This window comes from Pseudomonas sp. REB1044, assembly GCF_038813925.1.
Taxonomy (GTDB): domain Bacteria; phylum Pseudomonadota; class Gammaproteobacteria; order Pseudomonadales; family Pseudomonadaceae; genus Aquipseudomonas; species Aquipseudomonas boreofloridensis.
In genome coordinates this window covers 2,854,296-2,879,208 of record NZ_CP046139.1, presented here as the reverse complement: position 1 = coordinate 2,879,208, position 24,913 = coordinate 2,854,296, and the positions used below count along the sequence as shown (strand labels likewise).

Below are 24,913 nucleotides of genomic sequence, written 5' to 3'. Positions count from 1 at the left end.
GAACTGCCGCCGTGCTTGATTGATGCCCCCCACGCCCAGGCCTAAGGTGACTCCACGACAGCGAATCCGTGGAGTCACCCATGACCACAACACAGCATCCACCGCCGCCGCACTGGTCGAGACGGCGCAGCGAAAAGCAGCGCCGCCTCGAACGGGTGCGTCACTTGGCCGAGGGCCGGGTACTACCCAGCGAGCGGATCGTCGAGGCGTTGGAGTTGCTGATCGCACCAGGCGATCGCGTGGTGCTCGAAGGCAACAACCAGAAGCAGGCCGATTTCCTCTCCCGCTCGCTGGCCAAGGTCGATCCCGAGCGCCTGCACGACCTGCACATGATCATGCCCAGCGTCAGCCGCGCCGAGCACCTGGATCTGTTCGAGCGGGGCATCGCACGCAAGCTCGATTTCTCCTTCGCCGGACCGCAAAGCCAGCGCATCGGCCAGTTGCTTGAAGACGGGCTGCTCGAAGTCGGCGCTATCCACACCTACATCGAGCTCTACTCGCGCCTGCTGGTGGACCTGATCCCCAACGTGACCTTGGTGGCAGGTTTCTGCGCCGACCGGGACGGCAATCTCTACACCGGCCCCAGCACCGAAGACACGCCGGCACTGGTCGAGCCCACCGCGTTCAGCGACGGCATCGTCATCGCTCAGGTCAACCAACTGGTCGACCGGGTGGACGACCTGCCGAGGGTGGACATTCCGGCCTCCTGGATCGATTTCGTGGTGGTCGCCGACCAGCCGTTCTACATCGAACCGCTGTTCACCCGTGACCCACGGCACATCAAGCCAGTGCACGTGCTGATGGCGATGATGGCGATTCGCGGGATCTATGAACGTCATCAGGTGCAGTCGCTGAACCATGGCATTGGCTTCAATACCGCCGCCATCGAGCTGATCCTGCCGACCTACGGCGAGTCGCTCGGCCTCAAAGGCAAGATCTGCCGCAACTGGACACTCAACCCACACCCCACCTTGATTCCCGCCATCGAGACCAGTTGGGTGCAGAGCGTGCACTGCTTCGGCACCGAACTGGGCATGGAGGACTACATCGCCCAGCGCCCTGACGTGTTCTTCACCGGCCGTGACGGCTCCATGCGCTCCAATCGCCTGATGTGCCAACTGGCCGGGCAGTACGCGGTGGACCTGTTCATCGGCGCCACCTTGCAAGTGGATGGCGACGGCCATTCCTCCACCGTCACGCGGGGCCGGCTGGCGGGCTTTGGCGGTGCGCCGAACATGGGCCACGACCCGCGCGGACGCCGCCACGCTACACCTGCCTGGCTGGACATGACCGTGCCGGACACCCTGCTCGAGCGCGGGCGCAAGCTGGTGGTGCAGATGGTCGAGACCTACCAGGAAGGCGGCAAGCCGACCTTCGTCGAGACCCTCGATGCGGTGGCGGTGGCGAAAAAAGCCGGCATGCCGCTGGCGCCGGTGATGATCTATGGCGACGACGTCACCCACCTGCTCACCGAGGAAGGCATCGCTTACCTGTACAAGGCGCGCAGCCTCGAAGAACGCCAGCAGATGATCGCGGCGGTGGCCGGCGTCACGGCCATCGGCCTGCGTCACGACCCCAAGGACACCGAGCGCCTGCGCCGCGAAGGGTTGGTGGCCTTGCCCGAGGACCTGGGCATTCGCCGCACCGACGCCAGCCGCGAGCTGCTGGCCGCGCGCAGCATCGCCGACCTGGTGGACTGGTCTGGCGGCCTCTACAACCCACCCGCACGCTTCAGGAGCTGGTGATGAAAGCGAACATGCTTGCCCCTTTGAGCCTGTCGGAGCGCCTGGCGGACCTGGCGGTGGACGCGCTGATCGACGAGGCCGAGCTGTCGCCCAAGCCCGGCCTGGTGGACCGTCGCGGCAGCGGTGCGCATGGCGACATGAGCCTGGCGCTGATGCAGGCCTCGGCGCTGTCGCTGTGGCCGTGCCTGCGGCAGATGGCCGAGGCCGCGCAACGGTTTGGCCACATCGCCACGCCATTGCGCGCCGAACTGGGGCGTCTGGGGCGTGAAGGCGAAGCGGCGATGTTGGTCACCACTGCGGGGGTGAACACCCACCGTGGCGCGATCTGGGCGTTGGGGCTGCTGGTGGCGGCGTGGGCCTTGAATCCGGCCGACAGCGACCCGCTGAGTGTGACGGCGCGGGCAGGGCGCTTGGCGCTGATCGAGGATCCTGCCGCGCCGATCGCGGACAGCCATGGCCTGCACGTGCGCCGCCGCTACGGTGTCGGCGGTGCCCGCGAGCAGGCCCAGCAGGGCTTCCCAGCGATCATCGGACATGGCTTGCCGCAACTGCTGCGCAGCCGCGCCGCCGGTGTCGGCGAAACCCCTGCGCGGCTGGATGCCTTGCTGGCGATCATGGCTGCGCTCAGCGACACCTGCGTGTTGTGGCGTGCCGGCGAGCAAGGCCTGGCAGTCCTGCAGCAGGGCGCCCGGGCCGTGCTGGAGGCCGGTGGCAGTGCCAGCCTGGCCGGCCGTCGCCACCTGCGCGCGTTGGATGCGCGCCTGCTGCACCTCAATGCCTCTGCGGGCGGGGCCGCCGATTTGCTGGCCGCCTGCCTGTTCCTCGACAAAGCCGGGAGCCTGTGACATGCAAACCCTGACCTTCGAATTTCCCGCCGCGCAGCCTGGCCGGGGCCGCGCCTTGGTCGGCTGCGTCAGCTCGGGCGACCTGGAAGTACTGATCGAGCCGGGCCAGCCGGGCCGTCTGCAGATCCAGGTGCTGACCTCGGTCGATGGCAGCCAGGCGCGCTGGAGCCAGTTGTTCGACCGCCTGTTCCAGGGCCGCGCCTGGCCTGCGCTGAACATCGACATCCATGACTTCGGTGCCACCCCCGGCGTGGTGCGCCTGCGCCTGGAACAAGGCTTCGAGGAGATCGACCATGACTGACCGCGAACACCTGCTGCGTAGCCGCAGCTTCGTTGAGCTAGGCGCGCGCCAGCGCGCTGGCGCCGTGCTCGATCCGGGGAGCCTGCGCGAATTGCTTGGCCCGTTCGAGCGCCTGATGTCGCCCTGGCTGCCGTTGCAGGGCATCGTGCCGCAGGCCGATGACGGGGTGGTCATCGCCAAGGGGCTGCTCAATCAGCGCCCCGCCGTGGTGGCCGCCATCGAAGGCGGGTTCCAGGGCGGCAGCATGGGCGAGGTGGGCGGTGCGAAGATCGCCGCGGCGCTGGAGTTGGCCGTGGAAGACAATCGCCAGGGCATCCCGACCTGCGCTGTGCTGCTGCTGGAGACCGGTGGTGTGCGCTTGCAGGAGGCCAACCTGGGCCTGGCGGCGATCGCCGAGATCCAGGCCGCGATCATCGCGCTGCGCGCGCATCAGCCGGTGATCGGCGTCATCGCCGGGTCCGTCGGCTGCTTTGGCGGCATGTCCATCGCCGCCGGACTGTGCAGCCATCTGCTGGTGACCCGCGAGGCGCGCCTGGGGCTCAACGGGCCGCAGGTGATCGAGCAGGAGGCCGGTATCGGCGAATACGATTCGCGCGACCGACCGTTCATCTGGAGCCTGACCGGGGGTGAGCAGCGCCATGCCAGCGGTCTGGCCGATGCCTATGTGGCCGATGACGTAGACCTTATCCGTGAGCAGGTACTGCGCCTGCTCGAACAACCCAGCGCTCGGCGTGCCAGCCGGCATGCCGAGTTCCTTGAGCGTCTGGCCCGCTTGGGGAGCGATTGCCCGCAAATGGACGCCGCCGCCGTGCGTACCCTGTATCGAGGAGAAGTCTGATGAACCGTGCCCAGAAGTGGTTGCAGCACCTGGCTGAAGGTCAGCCGCTGGCGGGTTTGCCAGCATCGGTGCAGGTGATCGACGCCGAGCTGGACAATCGCCCGGCGCGATTCATCGCGGTGGTCCCCGATGCGCACAATCCCTTTCCCCGCGCCCGCAATGGCGAGGTGGGACTGCTCGAAGGCTGGGGTCTGGCCAAGGCGGTGGATGACGCGGTGCAGGCCGACCGTGACGGCGACAAGCGCGTGCTGGTGGCACTGATCGACGTGCCGAGCCAGGCCTATGGTCGGCGGGAGGAAGCCTTGGGCATCCATCAGGCCTTGGCCGGCGCGGTCGAGGCCTATGCCCAGGCCCGCCTGGCCGGTCATCCGGTGATCGGGCTGCTGGTGGGCAAGGCCATGTCCGGTGCGTTTCTGGCCCATGGTTACCAGGCCCAGCGCCTGATCGCGCTGGACGACGAGGGGGTGATGGTGCACGCCATGGGCAAGGCCGCCGCCGCGCGGATCACCCTGCGCAGCGTCGAGGCGCTCGAGGCGCTGGCCGCCGAGGTGCCACCGATGGCCTATGACCTGGACAGCTATGCCTCGCTGGGCTTGCTGCATCAGCGGGTGAGCGTGACCAGCGCCGAGGCGCCGACAGCCCAGGACGTGGCGCGGGTGCGTAACATGCTGATCGAGGCGGTACGCGACATTGGCACGTGCACCGACTTGAGCGCGCGCCTGCACGGACAGCACCGCAGCGCCTCGCGCGAGGTACGTCAGCGTCTACGCGCGCAGTGGCAGGAGGCCTGAGATGAATGCCGTGCGCCCCCACGACCTGCTCTGGGGCATGACCCCGGACCTGCTGCCCGCTGACGCGCCAGCGTGGGCGCGGCAGGCGTTGGCAGCCGGTGAGCCGGTGGTGGTGCGCCGCGCGCTGCAGGCAGCGGGCTGGGTGGCGGTCGGTCTGCGCGGGCGCTCACGGGCGCAGCGCTTTGCCGCACGCATGCCGCTGGCGCAGGTCGTGCGCCGGGTCGCCCCCGAGCGCCTGCGCTGGCAGGGCGACACCGATTTACCCGCATTGCAGGCGGTGGAGCAGGTCGCCGCTGTCCTCGACGCGCAGGGGTGGTGCTGGGGGCCAACCGGCAGTGTCGGCTTCCAGTTGGCCAGCGGTATCGAGGTGGTGCACGCCGACAGCGATCTGGATGTGCTGCTGCACGCACCGCAGCGGCTGTCGTGCGAACGGGCGCGTGACTTGCTGGGCGCGCTGGAGGCAGTGGCGTGCCGGATCGATGTGCAGCTCGAAACCCCGCACGGGGCTGTCGCGTTGCGCGAATGGGCCAGCGGTGCCCGTCAGGTGCTCTTGAAAGCGGCTTCGGGAGCGCGATTGGTGAGCGATCCCTGGTCGCTTGAGGAGGCGGCCGCATGAGCAGTCTGTTCGCCTTCCCCGGCCAAGGCGCCCAGCAGCCCGGCATGCTGCATCATTTACCCGAAGGCAGCCGCGACGTGCTGGAGGCGGCCAGCGAGGTGCTTGGCGAACAGGTACTGGCGCTCGACAGCGCCGAGGCCTTGCAGCACACCCGTGCGGTGCAGCTGTGTCTGCTGCTGACCGGGGTGGCCTGGGCGCGCTGGCTGTTGCGCCGCGGCCCAGCGCCGGCCTGCGTGGCCGGGTTGTCGATTGGCGCTTATGCAGCGGCAGTCACGGCCGAGGCGTTGAAGCTGGAGGACGCGGTGCGCCTGGTGTCACTGCGCGGCGACCTGATGCAGCGGGCATACCCCAGCGGTTACGGCATGACCGCCCTCAGCGGCCTGGAGCAGGCCACGCTTGAGTGCGTGTTGGCCGAGGTCGATGGTGAGGTCTACCTGGCCAACGTCAACAGCGACAACCAACTGGTCATTGCCGGCAGCGATGCGGCCATGGGCGCGGTGGTCGCCCGTGTGCGCTCGTTGGGGCAGGGCGTGGCTCGCCGTCTGGCGGTCAGCGTGCCGTCGCACTGTGCATTGCTGCAGGCCCCGGCTGCGACCCTGGCGCAGGCCTTCGCCGAGGTCACGCTGCAGCGCCCGCGCCTCACCTACCTGAGCGGCAGCAGCGCGCGGGCGCTGTTCGACCCGCAACGCCTGCGTGAAGACTTGGCCTACAACATGGCGCGCCCCGTCGATTGGCGCGCCACCTTGCGCAGCGCCTGGGAGCGCGGCGTGCGGCTGCACCTGGAGCTGCCTCCGGGCAGCGTGCTCAGCGGCTTGGCGCGGCAGGTGTTCGACGCCGGCAAGGTGCTGAGCGTCGAATCGACCCGTGCGGATACGCTGGAGGCGCTGTTGCGCCAGGAGGTGGCTCACACCCGATGACTGTGCTGGCGCTCGAAGGACAACAACAAACAACTTCGATACAACCTGAGGACAACAATAATGATCATCTATGGTGTGGCTCTGCTGGCGGTCTGCACGCTGGCCGGCGTCATCGTCGGCGACTTCCTGGGCGTGCTGCTGGGCGTCAAATCCAATGTGGGCGGGGTCGGCATCGCCATGATCCTGCTGATCTGCGCGCGGCTGTACATGCACCGCAACGGGGGCATGAGCAAGGAGTGCGAGTTCGGCGTCGGTTTCTGGGGCGCGATGTACATCCCGGTGGTGGTGGCCATGGCGGCTCAGCAGAACGTGGTCACCGCACTGCATGGCGGCCCGGTGGCGCTGGTGGCGGCGGTGGGCGCGGTGCTGGTGTGCGGCGTGACCATCGCGCTGATCAGCCGCAGCCACCGTGGCGAGCCGTTGCCGGCGCTCGAAGCGCCAGTACCTGCGCAGGCGGCTGTGGCGGGAGGGCGCTGAGATGTGGTCGATCATTGAGAAAGCGTTGGCGCACAACGATCTGATCACAGCGTTTGCCGTGGTCGGGGCGGTGATGTGGGTGTCGGTCATGCTCTCCAAGTACCTGACTTTTGGCCGGGTGCACGGGTCGGCGATCGCCATCGTCATCGGCCTGGTCCTGGCCTGGGTGGGGGGCACCTTGACCGGCGGGCAGAAGGGCCTGGCCGATCTGACCTTGTTCTCGGGCATTGGCTTGATGGGTGGAGCGATGCTGCGCGATTTCGCCATCGTCGCGACGGCGTTCGAGGTCCAGGCGACCGAAGCGCGCAAGGCCGGAGTGATCGGCGCGGTGGCCTTGCTGCTGGGAACGGTGCTGCCGTTCATCGTCGGGGTGGTCGTGGCCTGGAGTTTTGGTTATCGCGACGCAGTGAGCTTGACCACCATTGGCGCGGGGCGGTGACCTATATCGTCGGGCCGGTGACGGGGGCGGCGTTGGGCGCCAGTTCCGAGGTGATGGCGTTGTCGATTGCCACCGGGTTGATCAAGGCGATTCTGGTCATGGTGTTCACCCCGGTTTCGGCGCGGGTGCTCGCCCTGGATAACCCGCGCTCGGCCATGGTGTTTGGGGGGCTGGCGGGGACGGTTTCGGGGGTGACGGCGGGGTTGGCGGCGACTGATCGGCGGTTGGTGCCTTATGGGGCTTTGACGGCGACCTTTCATACGGGGTTGGGGTGTTTGATGGGACCTTCGGTTTTGTATTTTTGTGTGCGGGGGATTGTGGGGTGAGGGGGTGGGTTTTGGGGCTTTGAGGGTGATGTGATTATCCGGATTTTGGGATGGGGCTGATTCACCTTTTCGCCTTTACGGCGACCCTCTTTTTTTTCTTGGAAAAAAGAGGGGCAAAAACCGCTTGCTCCCGCATTCGGCCCCTTCGCTGCGCTGCGGGGTTCCCTCGCGCCGGTGGCACTCCGGGGGTACCGCGCTTAGGGCCATCCATGGCCCCAAGCGCTTGACGGGCATCCATGCCCGTCAACCCCCTCCGTGCCACCTCTGCTCGGCCTCCTGAGGTCGCGAGTGGCGGCGTCTGCACGATTGCGCGCTTAGAAGCGGGGCGGTGGGGCAGATGTTCTGGAGCGCTGCGCGATCGAATCGCCGTTGCCGTTGCCGTTGCCGTTGCCGTTGCCGTTGCCGTTGCCGTTGCTTTTGATCTTAGTGCGCGGTAGTTCAAACACCGCCAAACGCGACCTCAGGAGGCCGAGCAGAGGCGTCGCGCAGGGAGGTGACGGGCATGGATGCCCGTCAAGCGCTTGGGGCCATGGACGGCCCCTAAGCGCGGTCCTCCCGGAGCGACGCCGGCGCGAGGGAACCCCTGCGCGCAGCGCAGGGGCCGTATGCGGGAGCAAGCGGTTTTTGCCCCCCTTTTTTCCAAGAAAAAAAGGGGGTCGCCGTAAAGGCGAAAAGGTGACTCAGCCCCACCACAGCCACCGGATAATCCCCCCAAACCCAATCCCCCTCCAACCCCTCAAAAATACCCAAACCCCCCGCCCAATTCAGCTTAAGATGGCCAATCGCGACCACCCCCACCTCAACGCATACAACTATTGAGCCCCAGGGTGGTCGGTATTCAGGGTCCAGGTGCAAATCACAAGACCCCCCCTATCAGCCCTCAGGAGCCCACAATGGCAGCACTGCAAGACAGCACGTTGAATGCGATGGAAACCCACCAGCAACAACTGCTCGAGGGTTGGCTCAAGGCCCTGCAAGCCACAGGCGCTACCCGCAATATCAAGGAACAGGAACTCACCCAGGAAGCCCAGGAGTTTCTCCAGATCCTGACCCTGACCACCCGTGCCAAGCATGGCGCCGATATCAACGCTGCCGGCTGGGAAGAGGTCCGCCGTTTCCTCGATCGCCTTTCGGCCAGCCGCGCCCGTCTCGGACACGACTCGCACCAGACCACCTTCTTCATCTTCGCCCTCAAGTCGCCCTTGTTCGGCCTGCTGCAATCGGTCTATGCCGATCAGCCGCAACTGCTCGCCGAGCAGCTCTGGGAAATCTCCGGGCTGCTCGACACGCTCGGCATGTACACCATGCGCGTTTACCAGAAAACCCGCGAAGAAGTGATCAAGCGCCAGCAGGAAGAGCTGCTCGAGCTGTCTACTCCGGTCGTCAAGCTGTGGGACGGTGTGCTGGCCCTGCCGCTGATCGGCACCCTGGACTCCCAACGCAGCCAGACCGTCATGGAGTCGCTGTTGCAGCGCATCGTCGACACCGGCTCGGAGATCGCCATCATCGACATCACCGGCGTGCCGACTGTCGATACTTTGGTTGCCCAGCATCTGCTCAAGACCGTCACCGCCATCCGCCTCATGGGTGCGGACTGCATCATCAGCGGCGTGCGCCCGCAGATCGCGCAGACCATCGTGCACCTGGGCCTGGATCTGGGCACCTTGACCACCAAGGCCAACCTCGCCGATGCCCTGCAACTGGCCCTCTCGCGCCTGGGCGTGAGCTTGGTCGGGCGCGGCTGACACTATGGAACGCATCCCGATTCTCCAGATGGGCGAGTTCCTGCTGGTGACCATCCAGGTCGACATGCATGACCAGCTCGCCCTGCGCCTGCAGGACGATCTCACCGACCGTATCAGCCGCACCTCCGCGCGCGGCGTGCTCATCGACATTTCCGCGCTGGACATGGTCGACTCCTTCATCGGCCGCATGATCGCGCAGATCGCCAGCCTGTCGCGCCTGATGGACGCGCAGACCATGGTGGTCGGCATGCAGCCGGCTGTGGCCATCACCCTGGTCGAGCTCGGCTTGAGTTTGCCGGGGGTCAGCACGGCGCTGAATGTCGAGCGCGGCATGCAGGTGCTGCGTCAGCGGACCCAGCGCTCATGAACGTACGCGACAGCGGCAGCCATCCGGTGCGTATCGAGCAAGACGTGGTGCTGGCCCGGCAACTGGTGCGCAAGCTGGCCAGTGAATGCGGCATGCGCCTGGTCGACTTGACCAAGCTGGTGACCGCCGTCAGCGAGCTGGCGCGCAACACCGTGGTTTACGGCGGTGGCGGCGACATGGACTGGCAGGTGCTGGACGACGGCGCCCGCGTGGACGTGCGCGTGCTGTTTCGCGATGAAGGCCCGGGTATCGCCGACCTCGGTCTGGCGCTCACCGACGGTTGGACCTCTGGCAACGGCCTGGGTCTGGGCCTGACCGGTGCGCGTCGGCTGGTCGACGAGTTCGAGCTGGATACGGCGGTGGGTGAGGGCACACGGGTGACGATCACGCGATGGACATGAACCTGTGCGGTAGTCTCACCCAGCTCATCGTCATCGATGACCTCAGCCACGTCGGCCACGCCCGGCGTCAGGTGCGCGAACTGGCCCAGCGCCATGCACTGGCCGAGGTTGATGGCGAGCGCGCGGCGCTGCTGGCCACCGAGCTGGCCAGCAACATCATCAAGCATGCCGAGCGCGGGGCCTTGCACCTGCGCGCCTGGCCGCACGCCGAAGGGGCGGTGCTGGAACTGCTGGCCATCGATCGCGCCCAGGGGTTTGATCGCGCCGCGTGCCTGACCGACGGCTTCTCCACCAGCGGCACCCAGGGGATCGGTCTGGGCGCCATCGAGCGCCTGGCCGACACGTTCGACCTGTACAGCGATGCGCGTGGCACGGCGCTGCTGGCCCGTGTGCACGGCCCACGCCAGGACCGTCGCGATCTGCGTATCGGCGTGTGCCAGCACACCCTGCCAGGCGAGACGGTGTGCGGCGACGGCTGGTACGTGGCCAAGCAGGAGGGTCACTTGAGCGTGCTGATGATCGACGGCCTCGGCCATGGCGAGCACGCGCGTGCGGCAGCGGACGCGGGCGAGACGGCCTTTGCTCAGGCGCCCTACGACGCGCCGGCGCGGGTGGTCGAGCGTTTGCATGGCGCCATGGGGTCGACGCGCGGCGGGGCGGTGGCCGTGATCCAGCATGACGCCGCACTCGAGCGCCTGACGTTCGCCGGCATCGGCAATATCGGCGGCGTGCTGCTGGGTCGCGAGCGCGCCCGTGGACTGGCCTCGATGCCTGGCATCGTCGGCGGGCAATACCGCAAGGTGCAGGTGTTCGACTACCCTCAGGTGAACGACAACCTGTTGATTCTCTACAGCGATGGCCTGCAGTCCAGGTGGGACCTGAAGGACTACCCAGGCCTGGCCTACCGTCATCCCGCCCTGGTGGCGGCGGTGCTGCACCGTGATTTCTGCCGTGGCCGCGACGATGTAACGATCATGGTCATCGACCTGGAGGGCGTTCATGCCTGAACAGCTTCACCCCGACAGCCCCGAACAAGACGCTGCCATTGCCCGATTGCAGGCGGAGAACCAAGCCCTGCGTGCGGAACTGGAAGAGACCAACCAAGGCGTCTTGGCGCTCTATGCCGAATTGGACACCCAGGCCGAGCAACTGCGCGAGGCGTCGGACCTCAAGAGTCGCTTCCTGTCGTACATGAGCCATGAGTTTCGCACCCCGCTGGGGTCGATCCTGAGCATCACCAGCCTGCTCAGCGACGAACTCGACGGCCCACTGTCGCCCGAGCAGCACAAGCAGGTGGCGTTCATCAGCATGGCCTCGCGCGAGCTGTCGGACATGGTCGACGACCTGTTGGACCTGGCCAAGATCGAGGCCGGACGCATCACCATCTCGCCGGCCTGGTTCGACATGCTCGACCTGTTCTCGGCCTTGCGCGGCATGTTCCGGCCCATCGTCGAAGGCTCGGCGGTGGACCTGATCTTCGAAGAGCCGGCAGGGTTGCCACAGCTGTACACCGACGACAAGAAGCTGGCGCAGATTCTGCGTAACTTCATTTCCAACGCCCTGAAGTTCACCCCGCGTGGCGAAGTGCGCGTCTGCGCGCGCCTGGAGGGCAGTGACCGGGTGCGCTTCTCGGTCAGCGATACCGGCATCGGGATCGCCGCCGACCTGCACGACGTGCTGTTCGAAGATTTCAACCAGATCGACTCGCCGCTGCAGAAACGTCTGCGGGGCACCGGGCTGGGCCTGTCGCTGTGCAAGCGGTTCGCCGAACTGCTGGGCGGTGAGGTGGGCATGGAGAGTTCGCCGGGCGTTGGATCCTCGTTCTTCGTCACCATCCCACTGGCCCTGGCGCAGGGGGATGCCGATGCGTGCTGAGACCCGCTTGCTCATCGTCGATGACAACTATGCCACCCGCTATGCCTTGCGCCGTCGCTTGGCGTTGCACGGCTATCAGGTACTGGAGGCTGCCACCGGCGGCGAGGGCCTGGCGCTGATCGCCAGTGAGGCCATCGATGCGCTGATCCTGGACGTCAACCTGCCGGACATGAGCGGTTTCGACATCGTCCGGCTGCTGCGCAAGGATCCGGCCACGGTCTTGTTGCCGGTGATTCATGTGTCGGCGGCGTCGATCCACAGCGGCGACATCATCACCGGCCTGGACGCCGGTGCCGATGCGTATCTGGTGCATCCGGTGGACCCAGACGTGCTCCTGGCCACCCTGCGTACGCTGCTGCGTGTGCGCGATGCCGAGCAGGCCCTGCGGCACAGCGAAGCGCGCTTTCGCGAGATCTTCAACAACGTGTCGGCACCGATCGCGGTGCTCGATTGCCAGTTGGGCGTGGCCGAATGCAACGAGGCGTTCGTGCGCCTGACCCAGGACAACCAAGACCGGCGCCAGTTGCGCGAGTGCTTTGCGCCCGGCCAGGAGGCAGCCATCGCTAACCTCTGCCAGCACCTGGTCGAAGGCGAGCGTTGGCGTGGCACCTTGCTGATGAGCGTCGAGGGCCAGTTGCGCGAGACCGAGTGGCAGTTGTCGCCTTACCAGGCGCCTGGCCTGTGCCTGGTCTTCGTCGAGGACATCACCGAACACCGGCACCGCGAGCGTTCGCACCTGGAGCGCCTGGACGCCACCACCCTGCAACTGGCGCAGAAGGTCGCCGAACATGCGCGCACCGAAGCACAGTTGCTGCAACTGCAGAAGATGGATGCGCTGGGTAGTCTCACAGGCGGCATCGCCCATGACTTCAACAACCTGCTGACCGGCATCATCACCAGCCTGGAGCTGATCCGCAAACGGATCGCCGACGGTCGTCCGGAGCGGGTGCCGATCTATGCCGAAGCCGCGCTGAACTCGGCCATGAGCGGCGCGGCGCTGACCCATCGGTTGCTGGCGTTCGCCCGCCAGCAGCCGCTCGACACCCGGCCGGTGGATGTCAACGCCCACGTGCGCTCGCTGGAGGAGTTGCTCAACCGCACCATCAGCGAGCGGGTGACGCTCAGGCTACAGCTGTCGAACAAGCCGGCCACCGCGCTGGTCGACCCGGTGCAGTTGGAAAGCGCGGTGCTCAACCTGGTGATCAACGCCCGCGACGCTTTGCCGCGTGGCGGACAGATCTGGATCACCACCAGTTCGGTGTGGTCGCATGGCGACCCCAACCTGTTGGACGGCCCGTACCTGGCGATCAGCGTGCGCGATGACGGCCAGGGCATCGACCCCAGTGTGCTGGACAAGGTATTCGACCCATTCTTCACCACCAAGCCACTGGGGCAGGGCACAGGGCTGGGCCTGTCGACCATTTATGGTTTCGCCCGTCAGTCCGGTGGTCACGTCCATCTCGACAGCGTGGTCGGTCATGGCACCGAAGTGCGCCTGATGTTACCGGCCACGGACGACCTGGCCATCGACGTCGAGCCGCCGCAGCAGCCCGAGCTGCGCGGCAGCGGTGAGCACCTGCTGATCGTCGACGATGTTGCCGCAGTGCGCATGCCGCTGGCCGAAGCGCTGGCCGATGCCGGTTATCGCTGCACTACGGTGGCCGGGGTCGAGCAGGCACTGGAGTTGCTGCGTGGCCAGACCCCGTTCGACCTGCTGTTGACCGATGTCGGCCTGCCGGTGCTTAGCGGTCGCGAATTGGCCGACCTGGCCCGCGAGGTGCGGCCTGAGCTGCCGGTGCTGTTCATGACCGGCTATGCCGAAACCGCCCAGGACCGCCAGTCATTCCTGGCGCCGCGCATGGACTTGCTGATCAAACCGTTCAAGATCGGTGATCTGCTCGAGCGAGTGGGGCGCTTGTTGGTCGAGGAGGGCTAGACGCCACGCGGCGGGCTGGCGCGTCCGTGCGCCGAGGTGGGGTCAGAAGCTGTATTTGGCCGTGAGCATCAGGTTGCGTGGATCGCCGAAGTTGTCGCCGCCATAGTCCACTGACTTGGAGATCGACGAGTAGTAGCGGCGGTCGAAGACATTGTTGGCGTTGAGCTGCAGGTCGAGGTGGCGATTGACCTGGTAGCCGGCCATCAGGTCGGTGACCGCGTAGCTGCCCTGCTGCAGGCGATAGGTGCTGCCGTTGACCGGGATGTTGTTGTACATCCGGCTTTGCCAGGTGACGCCGCCGCCCACGCGCAGCTTGTCCAGCGGACCTTGGAAGCGGTAGGTGGTGAACAGCTTGAACTGATGCTCGGGCGTGTCGGAGTTCAGCGGTTTGTTGACGGCGGCCGGGTTGTTGTTGTCCTTGATCGTGTGCACGCGGGCGTAGGTGTAGCCGGTGCCGACCTGCCACTGGTCGGTGAGGGCGCCCTGCAGCTCGAAGTCGATACCCTGGCTGCGCACTTCCCCGGAGGCCTGGTAGCAGGTCAGTTGTGGGCAGTTGGCCAGGCTCACTTCGACCTGGCGGTTTTCCTGGTCGATGCGGAACACGGCGAGGCTGGCATTGAGCGCACCGTCGAAGTATTCACCCTTGATGCCCACTTCGTAGTTCTTGCCGACGATGGGGATGATCGGCTTGCCGGCGGTGTCCTTGCCGTCCTGCGGGGTGAAGATGTCGGTGTAGCTGGCATACACCGAGTGGTGCTCGTCCAGCTCGTAGATGAGCCCGCCATAACGGGTGACGTTGCGGGTGACCTTGTAGTCGCCGTCGTCGCTGCCGCGCTTGTCGTAGTCGTACCAGTCCAGACGTGCGCCGAGGATGAGCGTGAGCGGGTCGGCCAGGCTCAGGCGTGTGGTGGCGTAGACGCCTTCCTGATTGATCTGGTAGCGATTGTTGCTGGTATGGACGAAGTCCGGCTTGCCGCCGTTGAGCGGGTAGTTGGGGTCATACGGGCTGTAGTCGCGCTCATCCATGTCGTAGATGCGCTTGGCTGCGCCGAGCACGAGTTCGTGCTCGCGTCCCAGCAGCTCGAACGGGCCACTGGCGAAGGCGTCCAGGCCTAGCTGGTTCTCGTCATGGGCAGACTGGTAGACGGTACGCTGCAACGCCTTGTCCGCCCTCCAGCGTGATTGGTAGGAGCCTCGGAACAGCGCGTTCTGTTCGCTGTAGTTGGCGTTGACCTGCAGTTTCCAATCATTGGCCAGTTGATGGCGCACTTCGGCGAACAGCGTGTTGATTTCCTGGTCCTTGTCTTCCCAGTCGCTGCCTGGGTTGTATGAGCGCGACAGGCGTTGGTGATGACCATTGAGGTCGGTGGGGATCGAGCCCCAGAACACGTTGGTCTTGTCCTTCTGGTGCGAGAAGCCCAGGGTCAGGGTGGTGTCATCGCTCAGGTCGGCTTCGCTGACGGCGTAGAACAGGCCATGGTTTTCCTGCTGGCCATCACGGAAGCCATTGCTGTCCTGCCAGGAGGTCACCACGCGCCCGCGCAGGATGCCGCTGTCGTTGAGCGGGCTGGAAGCGTCCAGTTCGCCACGGTAGTTGTCCCAGGTGCCGGCAGCGCCGGTGAGGGTCACGGCCTGGCCAGGTAGCGGGCGCTTGCGCACCAGGTTGATGGCGGCCGAGGGTGTACCGGCGCCGGTGACCAGCCCGGTGGCGCCGCGCACCACCTCGACACGGTCGAACATGGCCAGGTTGGGCTGAGCGCCGACCACCCAGCCGCTGTAGGCGCTGGGGATGCCGTCGTACATCAGGTTGTCGACATCGAAGCCACGGGCGGTGTAGGTCTGCCGACCGGGGCCGCTGGACTGGTTGAGGAACAGGCCCGGCGTGTAGCGGGCCACGTCGTTGATGCTGGTCATGTTCTGGTCGTCCATGCGCTGGCGCGTGACCACGGTCACGGCCTGTGGCGTCTCGCGCAGGCTCAGGGGCAGCTTGGTAGCGGTTTCCATGGCACCGGTGGTGTACGACGTGGTGCCTTCGGTGGTGCTGCCCAGGCGGTTGTCGCTGATTTCGGTGGCGCCGAGTTCCAGAACACCGGCGGTAGGGGCGTCTTCGGCCATGGCATTGGCCAGCGGTGTGGTGCAGAGAGCGAGGGCCAGCAGGTTGGGCGCGAAGCGGCGGGGCGGGGCAGCGGGGATCATGCCGGAGTTGTCCTTATTGAGAGTACGTATGAGAACGATTAGCAATAAGTGTGTCAGGATTTGTCGTGGTGCGGAAGCGGTGTGGGTATCGATTTCGACGAATTTTTCACAACTGCCCAACGGTCCGGTCGGTGGGCATAAAGATCCCGGTAGTGGCGCAAAGCCGTTAGACTCGCCGACCTGATGACTATTTCGAGGTGGCTGTGACGCTGCAGCAGGGGTTCGTCCTGACCCGCCATTGGCACGACACGCCCGAGGGCACCTGCGTGGAGTTCTGGCTGGCCACCGACCAGGGGCCGCGCCGAGTGCGTCTGGCGCCGCAGACCTCGGTGGCCTTCGTGCCGGCCGAGCAGGCCGCCCATGCTCGCGCGCTGCTGGCCGACGAGCCGGGCGCGCAGTTGCGCCCGCTGCAGTTGCGCGACTTTCAGCAGCGTCCGGTCATGGGCCTGTATTGCCAACAGCACCGGCAGTTGATGGCGTTGGAGCGACGCCTGCGCGAGGCAGGCGTCGAGGTCTTCGAAGCCGATATCCGCCCACCGGAACGCTACCTGATGGAGCGCTTCATCACCGCGCCGGTGCTGTTCGGTGGCCACGACGACGGTCAAGGCATGCTGGAGCGCGCCCAACTCAAACCGCATCCGCACTATCGGCCACGGCTGCGGCTGGTATCGCTGGACATCGAGACCACCGAGCGCGGCGAGCTCTACAGCATCGGCCTGCACGGTTGCGGGCAGCGCGTGGTGTACATGCTCGGCCCGCCCAATGGCGACGCACAGTCGGTGGACTTCGAACTGCACTACTGCGACGACCGCGCCGCGTTGCTCGACTGCCTCAACCAGTGGTTGGCTCACCATGACCCGGACGCGATCATCGGCTGGAACGTCATCCAGTTCGACCTGCGCGTGCTCCACGAGCATGCCCAACGTTTGAAGGTGCCGTTGTACCTGGGCCGTGACGGTGCGCCCATGACCTTGCGCGAGCATGGCAGCCGCACCCACTTCTTCGCCGACGCGCCCGGCCGCCTGCTGATCGATGGCGTCGAGGCGCTGCGCTCGGCGACCTGGAGTTTTCCGTCATTCAGCCTGGAGAACGTCGCCCAGACTTTGCTCGGCGAGGGCAAGGCGATTTCCACGCCGTACCAGCGCATGGACGAAATCAACCGTATGTTCGCCGAGGACAAGCCGGCGCTGGCGCGCTACAACCTCAAGGACTGCGAGCTGGTCACGGCGATCTTCGAGCACACCCGGCTGCTGGACTTTCTGCTCGAGCGTGCTTCGGTCACAGGTCTGCCGGCCGACCGCAGCGGCGGCTCGGTGGCGGCGTTCGGTCATCTATACATCCCGGCCATGCACCGCCAGGGTTTCGTCGCGCCGAACCTGGGCGAGCGCGACGGCGAGGCCAGTCCGGGCGGATTCGTCATGGATTCGCGACCCGGGCTGTACGAGTCGGTGCTGGTGCTGGACTACAAGAGTCTGTACCCGTCGATCATCCGTACCTTTCTGATCGATCCGGTGGGCTTGATCGAGGGCCTGCGTGAGCCGGATGAGTTGCATTCGGTGGAGGGCTTTCGAGGGGCACGGTTTTCCCGTACCCGGCACTGCCTGCCAGCCATCGTCGAGCGGGTCTGGCAGGGCCGCGAGGCGGCCAAGCAGGTGGGCAACGCGCCGCTGTCCCAGGCGCTCAAGATCATCATGAATGCGTTCTACGGGGTATTGGGCTCCAGCGGTTGCCGCTTTTTCGACCCGCGCCTGGCGTCGTCGATCACCTTGCGCGGGCACCAGATCATGCGCCAGACCCGTGCACTGATCGAGGCGCAAGGGTTGGAGGTGATCTATGGCGATACCGACTCGACGTTCGTCTGGCTCAAGGGTGCCCATGGCGAGGAGGCGGCGGCGCAGATCGGCCGGGCCCTGGTGGCGCAGGTCAACCACTGGTGGCGCGAGCACTTGAGCACTGAGATGGGGCTAGACAGCGCGCTGGAGTTGCAGTTCGAGACGCATTACCGGCGGTTTCTGATGCCCACCATCCGTGGCACGGAGGAGGGTAGCAAGAAGCGCTATGCCGGTCTGGTGCAGCGTGGCGAGCGGCACGATGAGGTGGTGTACAAGGGGCTGGAGTCGGTGCGCACCGACTGGTCGCCATTGGCGCGGCTGTTTCAGCAGGAGCTGTATGGGCGGATCTTTCGCGATCAGCCGTATCGCGAGTATGTGCGCGAGTTCGTGGGGCGTACGTTGGCGGGGGAGCTGGATGAGTTGCTGGTGTATCGCAAGCGGTTGCGGCGGCCCTTGAGCGACTATCAGCACAACGTGCCGCCGCATGTGCGGGCGGCGCGGTTGGCTGATGAGTACAACCGGCGGGTTGGGCGGCCTTTGCAGTACCAGCGGGGGGGATGGATCAGTTACGTGATGACTGTGGCGGGGCCGGAGCCTTTGGAGGAGCGGCGCTCGCCTGTGGATCATGAGCATTATTTGAGTCGGCAGTTGCAGCCGGTGGCGGATGCCATCTTGCCGTTTGTGGGGGATGATTTTGCGGGGTTGACGGGGCGGCAGCTTTTGCTTTTCTGAGGGTGGTTTTTTTGGGGGGCGGGGGGTGAATATCGGGTATGTCAGAAATTTTGTGTTCGGGCATAACATGAGCAAGAGGTGCATGTATGCCAACCAAGAAGAAACCCCTGCGTGACCTACCAAAAATCCCCAAGGAGCTGCTTGAGCAGTTCGGTGAGGGCCTGATGACTGCGGAGGCTATCGAAGATGCCTCTGCGGCATTCAAGAAGGCGCTGATCGAACGGGCCTTGAACGCCGAGCTCAGTCACCATCTGGGGTATCTGCCGGGCGCGCAGCGTCCAGAGGATGAAACCAATCAGCGCAATGGCAGGACTGGCAAGACGGTTCTGACTGGAGAGGGGCCGCTGCGGCTGGATATCCCCCGTGATCGAGACGGTAGTTTTGCGCCCATCCTGATTCCCAAACATGAGCGCCGTTACACCGGCTTCGATGACAAGATCATCGCCATGTATGCCCGAGGCATGACCGTTCGGGAAATTCGCGCATTCATCTCTGAACAGTACGGAACGGATGTTTCGCACGACTTCATCAGTTCGGTCACGGCCGAGGTGATGGAGGAAATCGGCGCGTGGCAACAGCGGCCGCTGGAGCCGATGTACCCGGTCATTTTCTTTGATGCGCTGCGAGTCAAGATTCGCGAAGAAGGGCTTGTGCGCAACAAAGCGATTTACTTGGCGCTGGGCGTTCTACCCGATGGGACGCGCGATATTCTCGGGATCTGGATCGAAAATACCGAAGGTGCGAAGTTCTGGATGAAGGTCTTCAATGACCTTAAGACGCGCGGCGTTGAGGATGTGCTGATCGCCGTCACCGACGGCCTCAAAGGGATGCCAGATGCGCTAAGCGCCGTGTTTCCGGCCACCACGCTGCAAACATGCATCGTCCACTTGATCCGCAACAGTCTCGATTATGCAGCGTGGGATAAGCGTCGTGATCTGGCCAAAGCGCTCAAGCCGATCTATCAGGCCATCAACGCCGAGGCGGCTGAGCAGGCACTGGATGCCTTTGAAAACGGCCCTTGGGGCAAACAGTACCCAACGGTAGTTGCGGCATGGAGAAGAGCCTGGGATCGAGTGATTCCATTCTTTGTCTTCCCGTCGGGCATTCGAAAAGTGATCTATACGACCAACGCGATCGAAAGCATCAACGCCCAGCTACGCAAGATCATCAAAACGCGTGGTCACTTCCCAACGGATGAGGCCGCCACCAAGCTGATCTGGCTGGGGCTGCGGAACATCACGGCAAACTGGGGCTCAGCGGCCCATGACTGGAAAAATGCGATGAATCAATTCGCGATGCTGTACGGAGATCGATTTATCAGGCCGACCTGGTAAAAGCATGGCCAGCCTGACGGCAGGCCGTTATCGGCCCGCACACAAAAAATCTGACACTCTCCAAAATCCGGATAATCACCCAATCACCCAATCACCCAACAAGTCAAATATAAATAAACACCAAAACCAACCCAGCCACCACCGCCCACTTCTCCAGGTAATACCGCGTCCGATTCCGCTTCTTCAGCGCCTTCCCCCGCTCCCGAATCCTGTAAATCCGAGTAAAGAGCCGGTTGATCCCCCAGTCTTGTCATTCGCATCATTAGGCGCCGCCGCCGCCGCCATGACATTACGACTGAACCACCGGTTGAACGCGCCGGCCCAACGATACTTCAGCGGCCGCTCCACATCACAGAACAGAATGATCCGGTTCTGTTCAGTAGTATTGGCCGCATAGTGGATATAGGTCTCGTCGAACACCACCGCTTCACCATCGCGCCAGGAATACTTCTCCCCGTCGACGTCGATGTAACAGCCATCGTCGTTAGGTGTTTGCAGCCCCAGGTGATAACGGTACGACCCCGCATAAGGATCGCGATGACGCACCAGCTTGGCCCCAGGGGCAGGGTGGCGAACATCGCTGCCTTCACCGTGCCGATGCCTTGCAGCAACTCGGTAGTACGTGGGCACAGACTCATCGCCGACGGATGACTTTCGCCATACCACTTCAAGTAAAAGCGCTTCCAGCCCGTCTTGAAGAACGAATTGAAGCCAACATCGTCATAGTTATCGGACTTCTTGATTTCCCCCGCCTGCAGCAGTCGCACCGCCTCTTCGCGGATTTCCTGCCAGTGGTCCTTCAGCGGTTGCAGTTCCGGGAACGACTCGACCGGCAAATAGGGCTTGGCCGGTAGCTTGGAGAACAGGTAGAGGAAGCTGTTCACCGGCGCCAGGAAGCTGGAGTGATCGCCCAACTGCCGGGTCAGCTTGTGACGGACCCGGCCGCGCAAGTGAACATAGGCGATCGAGAGGACGAAGATCAGTACGAGAGCAATTTTCATGGACGGTTACTTGTCGAGTAAAAATGGCCATGCGCCATGGCCGTAGCCTGTCAGCATAAACAATCGTGCAGATGGTTTGTACCTATTGTTGCTGCGTGACGTGGCTGCCTGGCACGATCCGCCGCTGTCAGCACAAACGATTCAACCTCGCGCGTTTCTCCCTGTTAGTCAGCCGAAGCGCTTCGAGCCAGGAGGCCATTTCAATGATTCAGGATGTCCGGTCGGGGGCGAGCCCTTCAAACGACTGTTTTTCGCATTCTCTTTGGCTGAGCCGCAACGCCGTGCCATAGCCCAATGGCGGCGTGCGCTCGGACTGCGGGCCGGTAAACCGGTGCCCGTTGAGAACTTCCATGTCACGCTGCTGTTTTTGGGCGATGTACCGGCCGCTCAGGTGCCGGCGCTGTGCGCGGTGGTCGACGGTCTGAAACGCCCGGCAGCGCCTGTGCGTCTACTGCTCGACCGCCTCCAGACCTGGCGACGCCCAGGCGTGCTGGTACTCGAGCCGAGTGACACGCCCGTTGCACTGCGCCAATTGGTCTACGCCCTGCACCAGGCACTGCTGCCGCTGGGCATCGCCGACCAGGCCCGCGATTACCGTGCACACCTGACCCTTTCCCGCGACTACCCAGGCGAGCCGCCCGAAGCAGGCGTCGCGCCCGACTTCCACCTCAATGTACGCCAGTTCGGCTTGTACGAGTCGCGCAAAGGGCGCTATCTGCCGCTGGCCGAATGGCCGCTGAGCGGCGCTTGAGCCCCGAGGTCGAACAGCGAGCGACCCAACTGATGGGCCTGCTGCTGATGCCACGCGGCCTCGGAGCCTTCACTGTCATCGAGCAACAGCGAAGTCGAGACCTGCGCGCCGCACCAGTCGAAGATGCCGTGCTCGATTTGCGTGCGCATGGCGCGGTCATAGCCGTGCCGCGCGAACAGGCCCTGATCGGCGCCACCGAGGGCGAGCAGATGCACGTTGAGGTGCCCGAGTCGCTTGGTGGTTCTGCCCTCGGCATCGTAGTCGAAGGCCCAGCCGTTGCTGAACACACGGTCGATCCAGCCCTTGAGCAAGGCAGGAAATGACCACCAGTAGACCGGGTACACCAGTACCAAGGCGTCCGCGCCTTCGATGCGCCGTTGCTCGGCGACCACTGCAGCGCTGGGTGGGCCCAGGCGACGATGTACGGCCAGGTCGGCGGGGGTGAAACGAGGATCGAAGCGTTCGGCGGCGAGATCGGCGATCTCGCTGCTGTGACCGGCGTAGGTCAGGCCCTCGGCGACCTGTCGGGCGAGGGTGTGGGTCAGCGCGTCGGGTTCTGGATGAGCGACGACGATCAGAGCGTGCATGGCAGTATTCCTGAACGGATGAAGAACGAGGGCGAGTGCGGTACACTCGGTAAGTTACGATTGGTAAGTTACTTTTGGTAGGTAATCGATGTCAAGCGAAGAACAGGCTCGCCCGCGCAAGCGATTGAGCCGCTCCGAACGCCGACGCCAACTGATAGCCGTGGCGTGGCAGATGGTTCGAGAGGAAGGTACCGACGCCCTGAGTCTGGGGCGACTGGCTGAACTGGCGGGCGTTACGAAACCGGTGGTGTACGACCACTTCGATACCCGAAACGGCTTGCTGGTCGCGCTCTACGAGGAGTACGACACGCGTCAGAGTGCGCTGCTCGACAGGCTGCTGGCCGACTGTGAAGCGACGCTCCAAGCGCGTGCGGCAGTGATTGCCGCCGCCTACGTCGATTGTGTGATGACCCAGGGCCAGGAGATGCCCGGGGTGGTGGCGGCACTCGCCGGCTCACCCGAGCTGGAGGCGCTCAAGCGCGGCTATGAAGATCCTTTTCTGGACAAGTGCCGCCAGGCGCTGGCGCCGTTCGCGCCGACTGGCGATATCGGCGTTGCGGGCCTGCGCCTGCTGGTCGGAGCCGGCGATGCCTTGGCCCAGGCAGCGGCCAGCGCAGAGGTCGAGCCGGGGCTGGCGAAGGAGGAACTGAGTGCGGCAATCAGCGCGATGGTGCTTCGCCAGAAATGACCAGGGTCGTTACACCGGCAGACTCTGATAAGGCAGTTCATCGCCCGGGCTGCGGGCGAACTGGCGCTTGTACTCGCGGCTGAACTGCGAGGTGCTCTGGTAGCCCACACGATGCGCCACCTGGGCCACGCCCAGGCGCTCGCCGATCAGCATCTGCTGCGCCTTGAGCAGGCGCAGACGCTTGAGGTACTGCATCGGTGCAAGCTCCGTGCAGCGCTTGAAGTGGTCGTGGAAGGTCGACACGCTCATGTTGGCGCGGCTGGCCAGCGCCTCCACGCTCAAGGGCTCGGCATAATGCTCACGCAGGTAGGCCAGCGCCGAGCCGATGCGGGCGAAATGGCCCTGCTGTTCCACCAGCGCCCTCAGCACGCCCGCCTGGGGACCGCGCAGGGCGGTATAGAGCACTTCGCGCACCCGGGTCGGGCCCAGCACCTTGGCATCCATCGGGTCTTGCAGGCATTCGAGCAGGCGCTCCACGCTGGCGCGCATGGCCGCGTCCAACGCCGCCGAGCTCATCGACTGTGGAGTCTGCACCTGCACCGCCGGATCCGGCGGCAGCGCCATGCTTTGCACCAGTTCGCCAAGCACCGCGCGGTCGATGTCCACCGCCACGCCGAGCATCGGCGCCTGCGCGGTGGCGAAGGTCTCGCACATGAACGGCACCGACAGCGCTTGGATCAGGTAATGCCCTGCGCCGTATTCCAGCGTGCGCGGGCCCAGGCGCGCCAGCTTGCTGCCCTGGGCGAGGATGATCAGGCTTGGCTCGTAGATCTGCGGGCTGCTGGCCACGTAATGGTCCCAGGACAGGACCTGCACCTGCGGCAAGTGGGTGGCAACGAAGCCGGGGCGCGAGGCGAGGGCGCGAATCAGTGCGCACAGGGGCGCATTGGCATCAACGTGGTGGGTCAGGTGCATGGCAAACCGCAGGCAGAGGATCAGACAGTTGGATGATCGCAGATTGACAGTCTAGCGCCAGATCGCGGTGAGCAGGTTCGGAGAATCAGGCACGAATCCCGGAGGATCGACCGTGGTCCGCGCGGTCTGAGGTGCGCAAAATGGCACGCCTGAATCGTTTCAATCTGCGAGGTCCAGAGCATGTACACCGCCATCGGCTACGCCGCCCAATCCTCCACTGCGCCCTTGGCGCCCATGACCTTCCAACGCCGCGCCCTGCGCGCCGACGACGTCGCCATCGACATCCTTTACTGCGGCGTGTGTCACTCCGACCTGCACCAGGCCCGCAACGAGTGGGGTATCGCTGTGTATCCGCTGATGCCGGGCCATGAAATCGTCGGCCGCGTCACGGCGGTGGGCGACAAAGTGGGCAACTACCAAGTCGGCGATCTGGTCGGCGTCGGCTGCATGGTCGACTCGTGCCGTCAGTGCGAAGCGTGCCACAAGGATCTGGAACAGTATTGCCTTGAAGGCCCGACCATGACCTACGCCACGCCCGACCGCGTGGACGGCAGCAACACCATGGGCGGCTACTCCAGCAGCATCGTGGTCAGCGAGCACTTCGTCCTGCGCATGCCGCAGGGCCTCGACCTGCCGAGCGCAGCACCGATTCTCTGCGCTGGCATCACCACCTATTCGCCGCTCAAGCACCACGGCGTCGGCCGTGGCCACAAAGTGGGCGTGCTGGGCGTGGGCGGTCTGGGCCACATGGGCATCAAGTTCGCCAAGGCCCTGGGCGCTGAAGTCACCGTGTTCACCCGTTCCCAGGCCAAGGCCGAAGAAGCGCGTCGTCAGGGTGCCGACCAGGTGATCGTGTCCACCGACGAGGCGCAGATGCGCGCGGCAGCCGGGCATTTCGACTTCCTGCTCGACACCATTCCGGTGCAGCATGATCTCAACCCCTACCTGGAAACCCTGAAGTTCGACGGCGTGCACATCCTGGTCGGGCTGATCGAGCCGATCGACCCGCCGGTGCACGCGGCCAACCTGGTGCTCAAGCGCCGCGTGGTCGCAGGTTCCTTGATCGGCGGCATCGCTGAAACCCAGGAAGTTCTGGATTTCTGCGCCGAGCACGGCATTACCTGCGACATCGAGATGCTCGACATCCGCAACATCAACGAAGCCTTCGAGCGCATGCACAAGGGTGACGTGAAGTACCGCTTCGTGATCGACATGGCCACGTTGCACGCCTGATCCGGGCTGTCCGACCGGCCTTCGG

At 64.9% G+C, this 24,913-nt stretch carries 21 protein-coding genes and 3 pseudogenes; 20 read left to right on the top strand and 4 right to left on the bottom strand.

The window, feature by feature from the left end; translation table 11 throughout:
- The first annotated feature begins 80 nt into the window (after positions 1-80).
- The 15 genes and pseudogenes from mdcA to GKC70_RS13005 all read left to right on the top strand — a co-directional run bounded on the left by mdcA (position 81) and on the right by GKC70_RS13005 (position 13,619).
- A complete protein-coding gene (mdcA, locus tag GKC70_RS13075; RefSeq protein WP_342648882.1) occupies positions 81-1,745 on the top strand; it encodes a malonate decarboxylase subunit alpha in 1,665 nt (554 codons plus the stop codon).
- The gene (locus tag GKC70_RS13070; protein WP_295486922.1) at positions 1,745-2,590 is read left to right on the top strand and encodes a triphosphoribosyl-dephospho-CoA synthase; all 846 of its coding nucleotides are present in this window, start codon (positions 1,745-1,747) and stop codon (positions 2,588-2,590) included. The genes mdcA and GKC70_RS13070 overlap by 1 nt, the downstream gene beginning before the upstream one ends.
- Position 2,591: 1 nt before the next feature.
- The gene (locus tag GKC70_RS13065; protein WP_039577386.1) at positions 2,592-2,891 is read left to right on the top strand and encodes a malonate decarboxylase subunit delta; all 300 of its coding nucleotides are present in this window, start codon (positions 2,592-2,594) and stop codon (positions 2,889-2,891) included.
- The gene (locus GKC70_RS13060) at positions 2,884-3,729 is read left to right on the top strand and encodes a biotin-independent malonate decarboxylase subunit beta (protein ID WP_342648881.1); all 846 of its coding nucleotides are present in this window, start codon (positions 2,884-2,886) and stop codon (positions 3,727-3,729) included. Before GKC70_RS13065 ends, GKC70_RS13060 begins: the two co-directional genes overlap by 8 nt.
- Positions 3,729-4,520 carry a biotin-independent malonate decarboxylase subunit gamma gene (gene mdcE, locus GKC70_RS13055; protein WP_342648880.1) on the top strand — a complete coding sequence of 264 codons (792 nt, stop codon included), beginning with the start codon at positions 3,729-3,731 and terminating at the stop codon, positions 4,518-4,520. Before GKC70_RS13060 ends, mdcE begins: the two co-directional genes overlap by 1 nt.
- Before the next feature lies 1 nt (position 4,521).
- The gene (locus GKC70_RS13050) at positions 4,522-5,136 is read left to right on the top strand and encodes a malonate decarboxylase holo-ACP synthase (RefSeq protein WP_342648879.1); all 615 of its coding nucleotides are present in this window, start codon (positions 4,522-4,524) and stop codon (positions 5,134-5,136) included.
- Entirely contained in the window at positions 5,133-6,053 is a 921-nt protein-coding gene (gene mdcH / locus GKC70_RS13045; protein WP_342648878.1) for a malonate decarboxylase subunit epsilon, read from the top strand. The genes GKC70_RS13050 and mdcH overlap by 4 nt, the downstream gene beginning before the upstream one ends.
- A 60-nt stretch (positions 6,054-6,113) precedes the next feature.
- On the top strand, positions 6,114-6,530 hold the full coding sequence (madL, locus tag GKC70_RS13040) for a malonate transporter subunit MadL (protein ID WP_342648877.1): 417 nt from the start codon (positions 6,114-6,116) through the stop codon (positions 6,528-6,530).
- 1 nt (position 6,531) lies between these two features.
- Positions 6,532-7,295: pseudogene (madM, locus tag GKC70_RS13035) on the top strand (malonate transporter subunit MadM).
- 893 nt (positions 7,296-8,188) lie between these two features.
- Positions 8,189-9,040 (top strand): STAS domain-containing protein, encoded by an 852-nt coding sequence (locus GKC70_RS13030; protein WP_342648876.1) that lies wholly within the window; start codon positions 8,189-8,191, stop codon positions 9,038-9,040.
- Positions 9,041-9,044: 4 nt separating this feature from the next.
- A complete protein-coding gene (locus GKC70_RS13025) occupies positions 9,045-9,407 on the top strand; it encodes an STAS domain-containing protein (protein WP_029615277.1) in 363 nt (120 codons plus the stop codon).
- On the top strand, positions 9,404-9,808 hold the full coding sequence (locus GKC70_RS13020) for an ATP-binding protein (RefSeq protein WP_342648875.1): 405 nt from the start codon (positions 9,404-9,406) through the stop codon (positions 9,806-9,808). The genes GKC70_RS13025 and GKC70_RS13020 overlap by 4 nt, the downstream gene beginning before the upstream one ends.
- The gene (locus GKC70_RS13015; protein WP_342651517.1) at positions 9,805-10,815 is read left to right on the top strand and encodes an ATP-binding protein; all 1,011 of its coding nucleotides are present in this window, start codon (positions 9,805-9,807) and stop codon (positions 10,813-10,815) included. The genes GKC70_RS13020 and GKC70_RS13015 overlap by 4 nt, the downstream gene beginning before the upstream one ends.
- Positions 10,808-11,683 (top strand): ATP-binding protein, encoded by an 876-nt coding sequence (locus tag GKC70_RS13010; protein ID WP_342648874.1) that lies wholly within the window; start codon positions 10,808-10,810, stop codon positions 11,681-11,683. The genes GKC70_RS13015 and GKC70_RS13010 overlap by 8 nt, the downstream gene beginning before the upstream one ends.
- Positions 11,673-13,619, top strand: a complete 1,947-nt coding sequence (locus GKC70_RS13005) for a response regulator (RefSeq protein ID WP_342648873.1) — start codon at positions 11,673-11,675, stop codon at positions 13,617-13,619. The genes GKC70_RS13010 and GKC70_RS13005 overlap by 11 nt, the downstream gene beginning before the upstream one ends.
- 42 nt (positions 13,620-13,661) lie before the next feature.
- On the opposite strand, the gene GKC70_RS13000 is transcribed toward GKC70_RS13005, so the two are convergent.
- Positions 13,662-15,815, bottom strand: a complete 2,154-nt coding sequence (locus tag GKC70_RS13000; RefSeq protein WP_342648872.1) for a TonB-dependent siderophore receptor — start codon at positions 15,813-15,815, stop codon at positions 13,662-13,664.
- Between the two features lie 203 nt (positions 15,816-16,018).
- Here GKC70_RS13000 and GKC70_RS12995 point away from each other — a divergent pair, with 203 nt between their 5' ends.
- Entirely contained in the window at positions 16,019-18,379 is a 2,361-nt protein-coding gene (locus GKC70_RS12995; RefSeq protein ID WP_342648871.1) for a DNA polymerase II, read from the top strand.
- A gap of 86 nt (positions 18,380-18,465) precedes the next feature.
- The gene (locus tag GKC70_RS12990; RefSeq protein WP_342648733.1) at positions 18,466-19,713 is read left to right on the top strand and encodes an IS256 family transposase; all 1,248 of its coding nucleotides are present in this window, start codon (positions 18,466-18,468) and stop codon (positions 19,711-19,713) included.
- 103 nt (positions 19,714-19,816) lie between these two features.
- Here GKC70_RS12990 and lpxO read toward each other — a convergent pair.
- Positions 19,817-20,714, bottom strand: a pseudogene (gene lpxO, locus GKC70_RS12985) (lipid A hydroxylase LpxO).
- Positions 20,715-20,917: 203 nt separating this feature from the next.
- On the opposite strand from lpxO, the pseudogene thpR reads away from it, so the two are divergent.
- Positions 20,918-21,465 (top strand): annotated as a pseudogene (thpR, locus tag GKC70_RS12980) (RNA 2',3'-cyclic phosphodiesterase).
- On the opposite strand, the gene GKC70_RS12975 reads toward thpR, so the two are convergent.
- Positions 21,426-22,052 carry an NAD(P)H-dependent oxidoreductase gene (locus GKC70_RS12975; RefSeq protein WP_342648870.1) on the bottom strand — a complete coding sequence of 209 codons (627 nt, stop codon included), beginning with the start codon at positions 22,050-22,052 and terminating at the stop codon, positions 21,426-21,428. The pseudogene thpR and the gene GKC70_RS12975 overlap by 40 nt on opposite strands.
- Positions 22,053-22,140: 88 nt before the next feature.
- On the opposite strand from GKC70_RS12975, the gene GKC70_RS12970 reads away from it, so the two are divergent.
- A complete protein-coding gene (locus GKC70_RS12970; RefSeq protein WP_039577405.1) occupies positions 22,141-22,740 on the top strand; it encodes a TetR/AcrR family transcriptional regulator in 600 nt (199 codons plus the stop codon).
- A gap of 9 nt (positions 22,741-22,749) precedes the next feature.
- Here GKC70_RS12970 and GKC70_RS12965 read toward each other — a convergent pair whose 3' ends face one another.
- Complete coding sequence (locus GKC70_RS12965; RefSeq protein WP_039577408.1) at positions 22,750-23,655, bottom strand: AraC family transcriptional regulator; 906 nt, start codon at positions 23,653-23,655, stop codon at positions 22,750-22,752.
- A 180-nt stretch (positions 23,656-23,835) separates the two neighbouring features.
- On the opposite strand from GKC70_RS12965, the gene GKC70_RS12960 reads away from it, so the two are divergent.
- Positions 23,836-24,888 carry an NAD(P)-dependent alcohol dehydrogenase gene (locus tag GKC70_RS12960; RefSeq protein ID WP_342648869.1) on the top strand — a complete coding sequence of 351 codons (1,053 nt, stop codon included), beginning with the start codon at positions 23,836-23,838 and terminating at the stop codon, positions 24,886-24,888.
- Positions 24,889-24,913 lie beyond the last annotated feature (25 nt).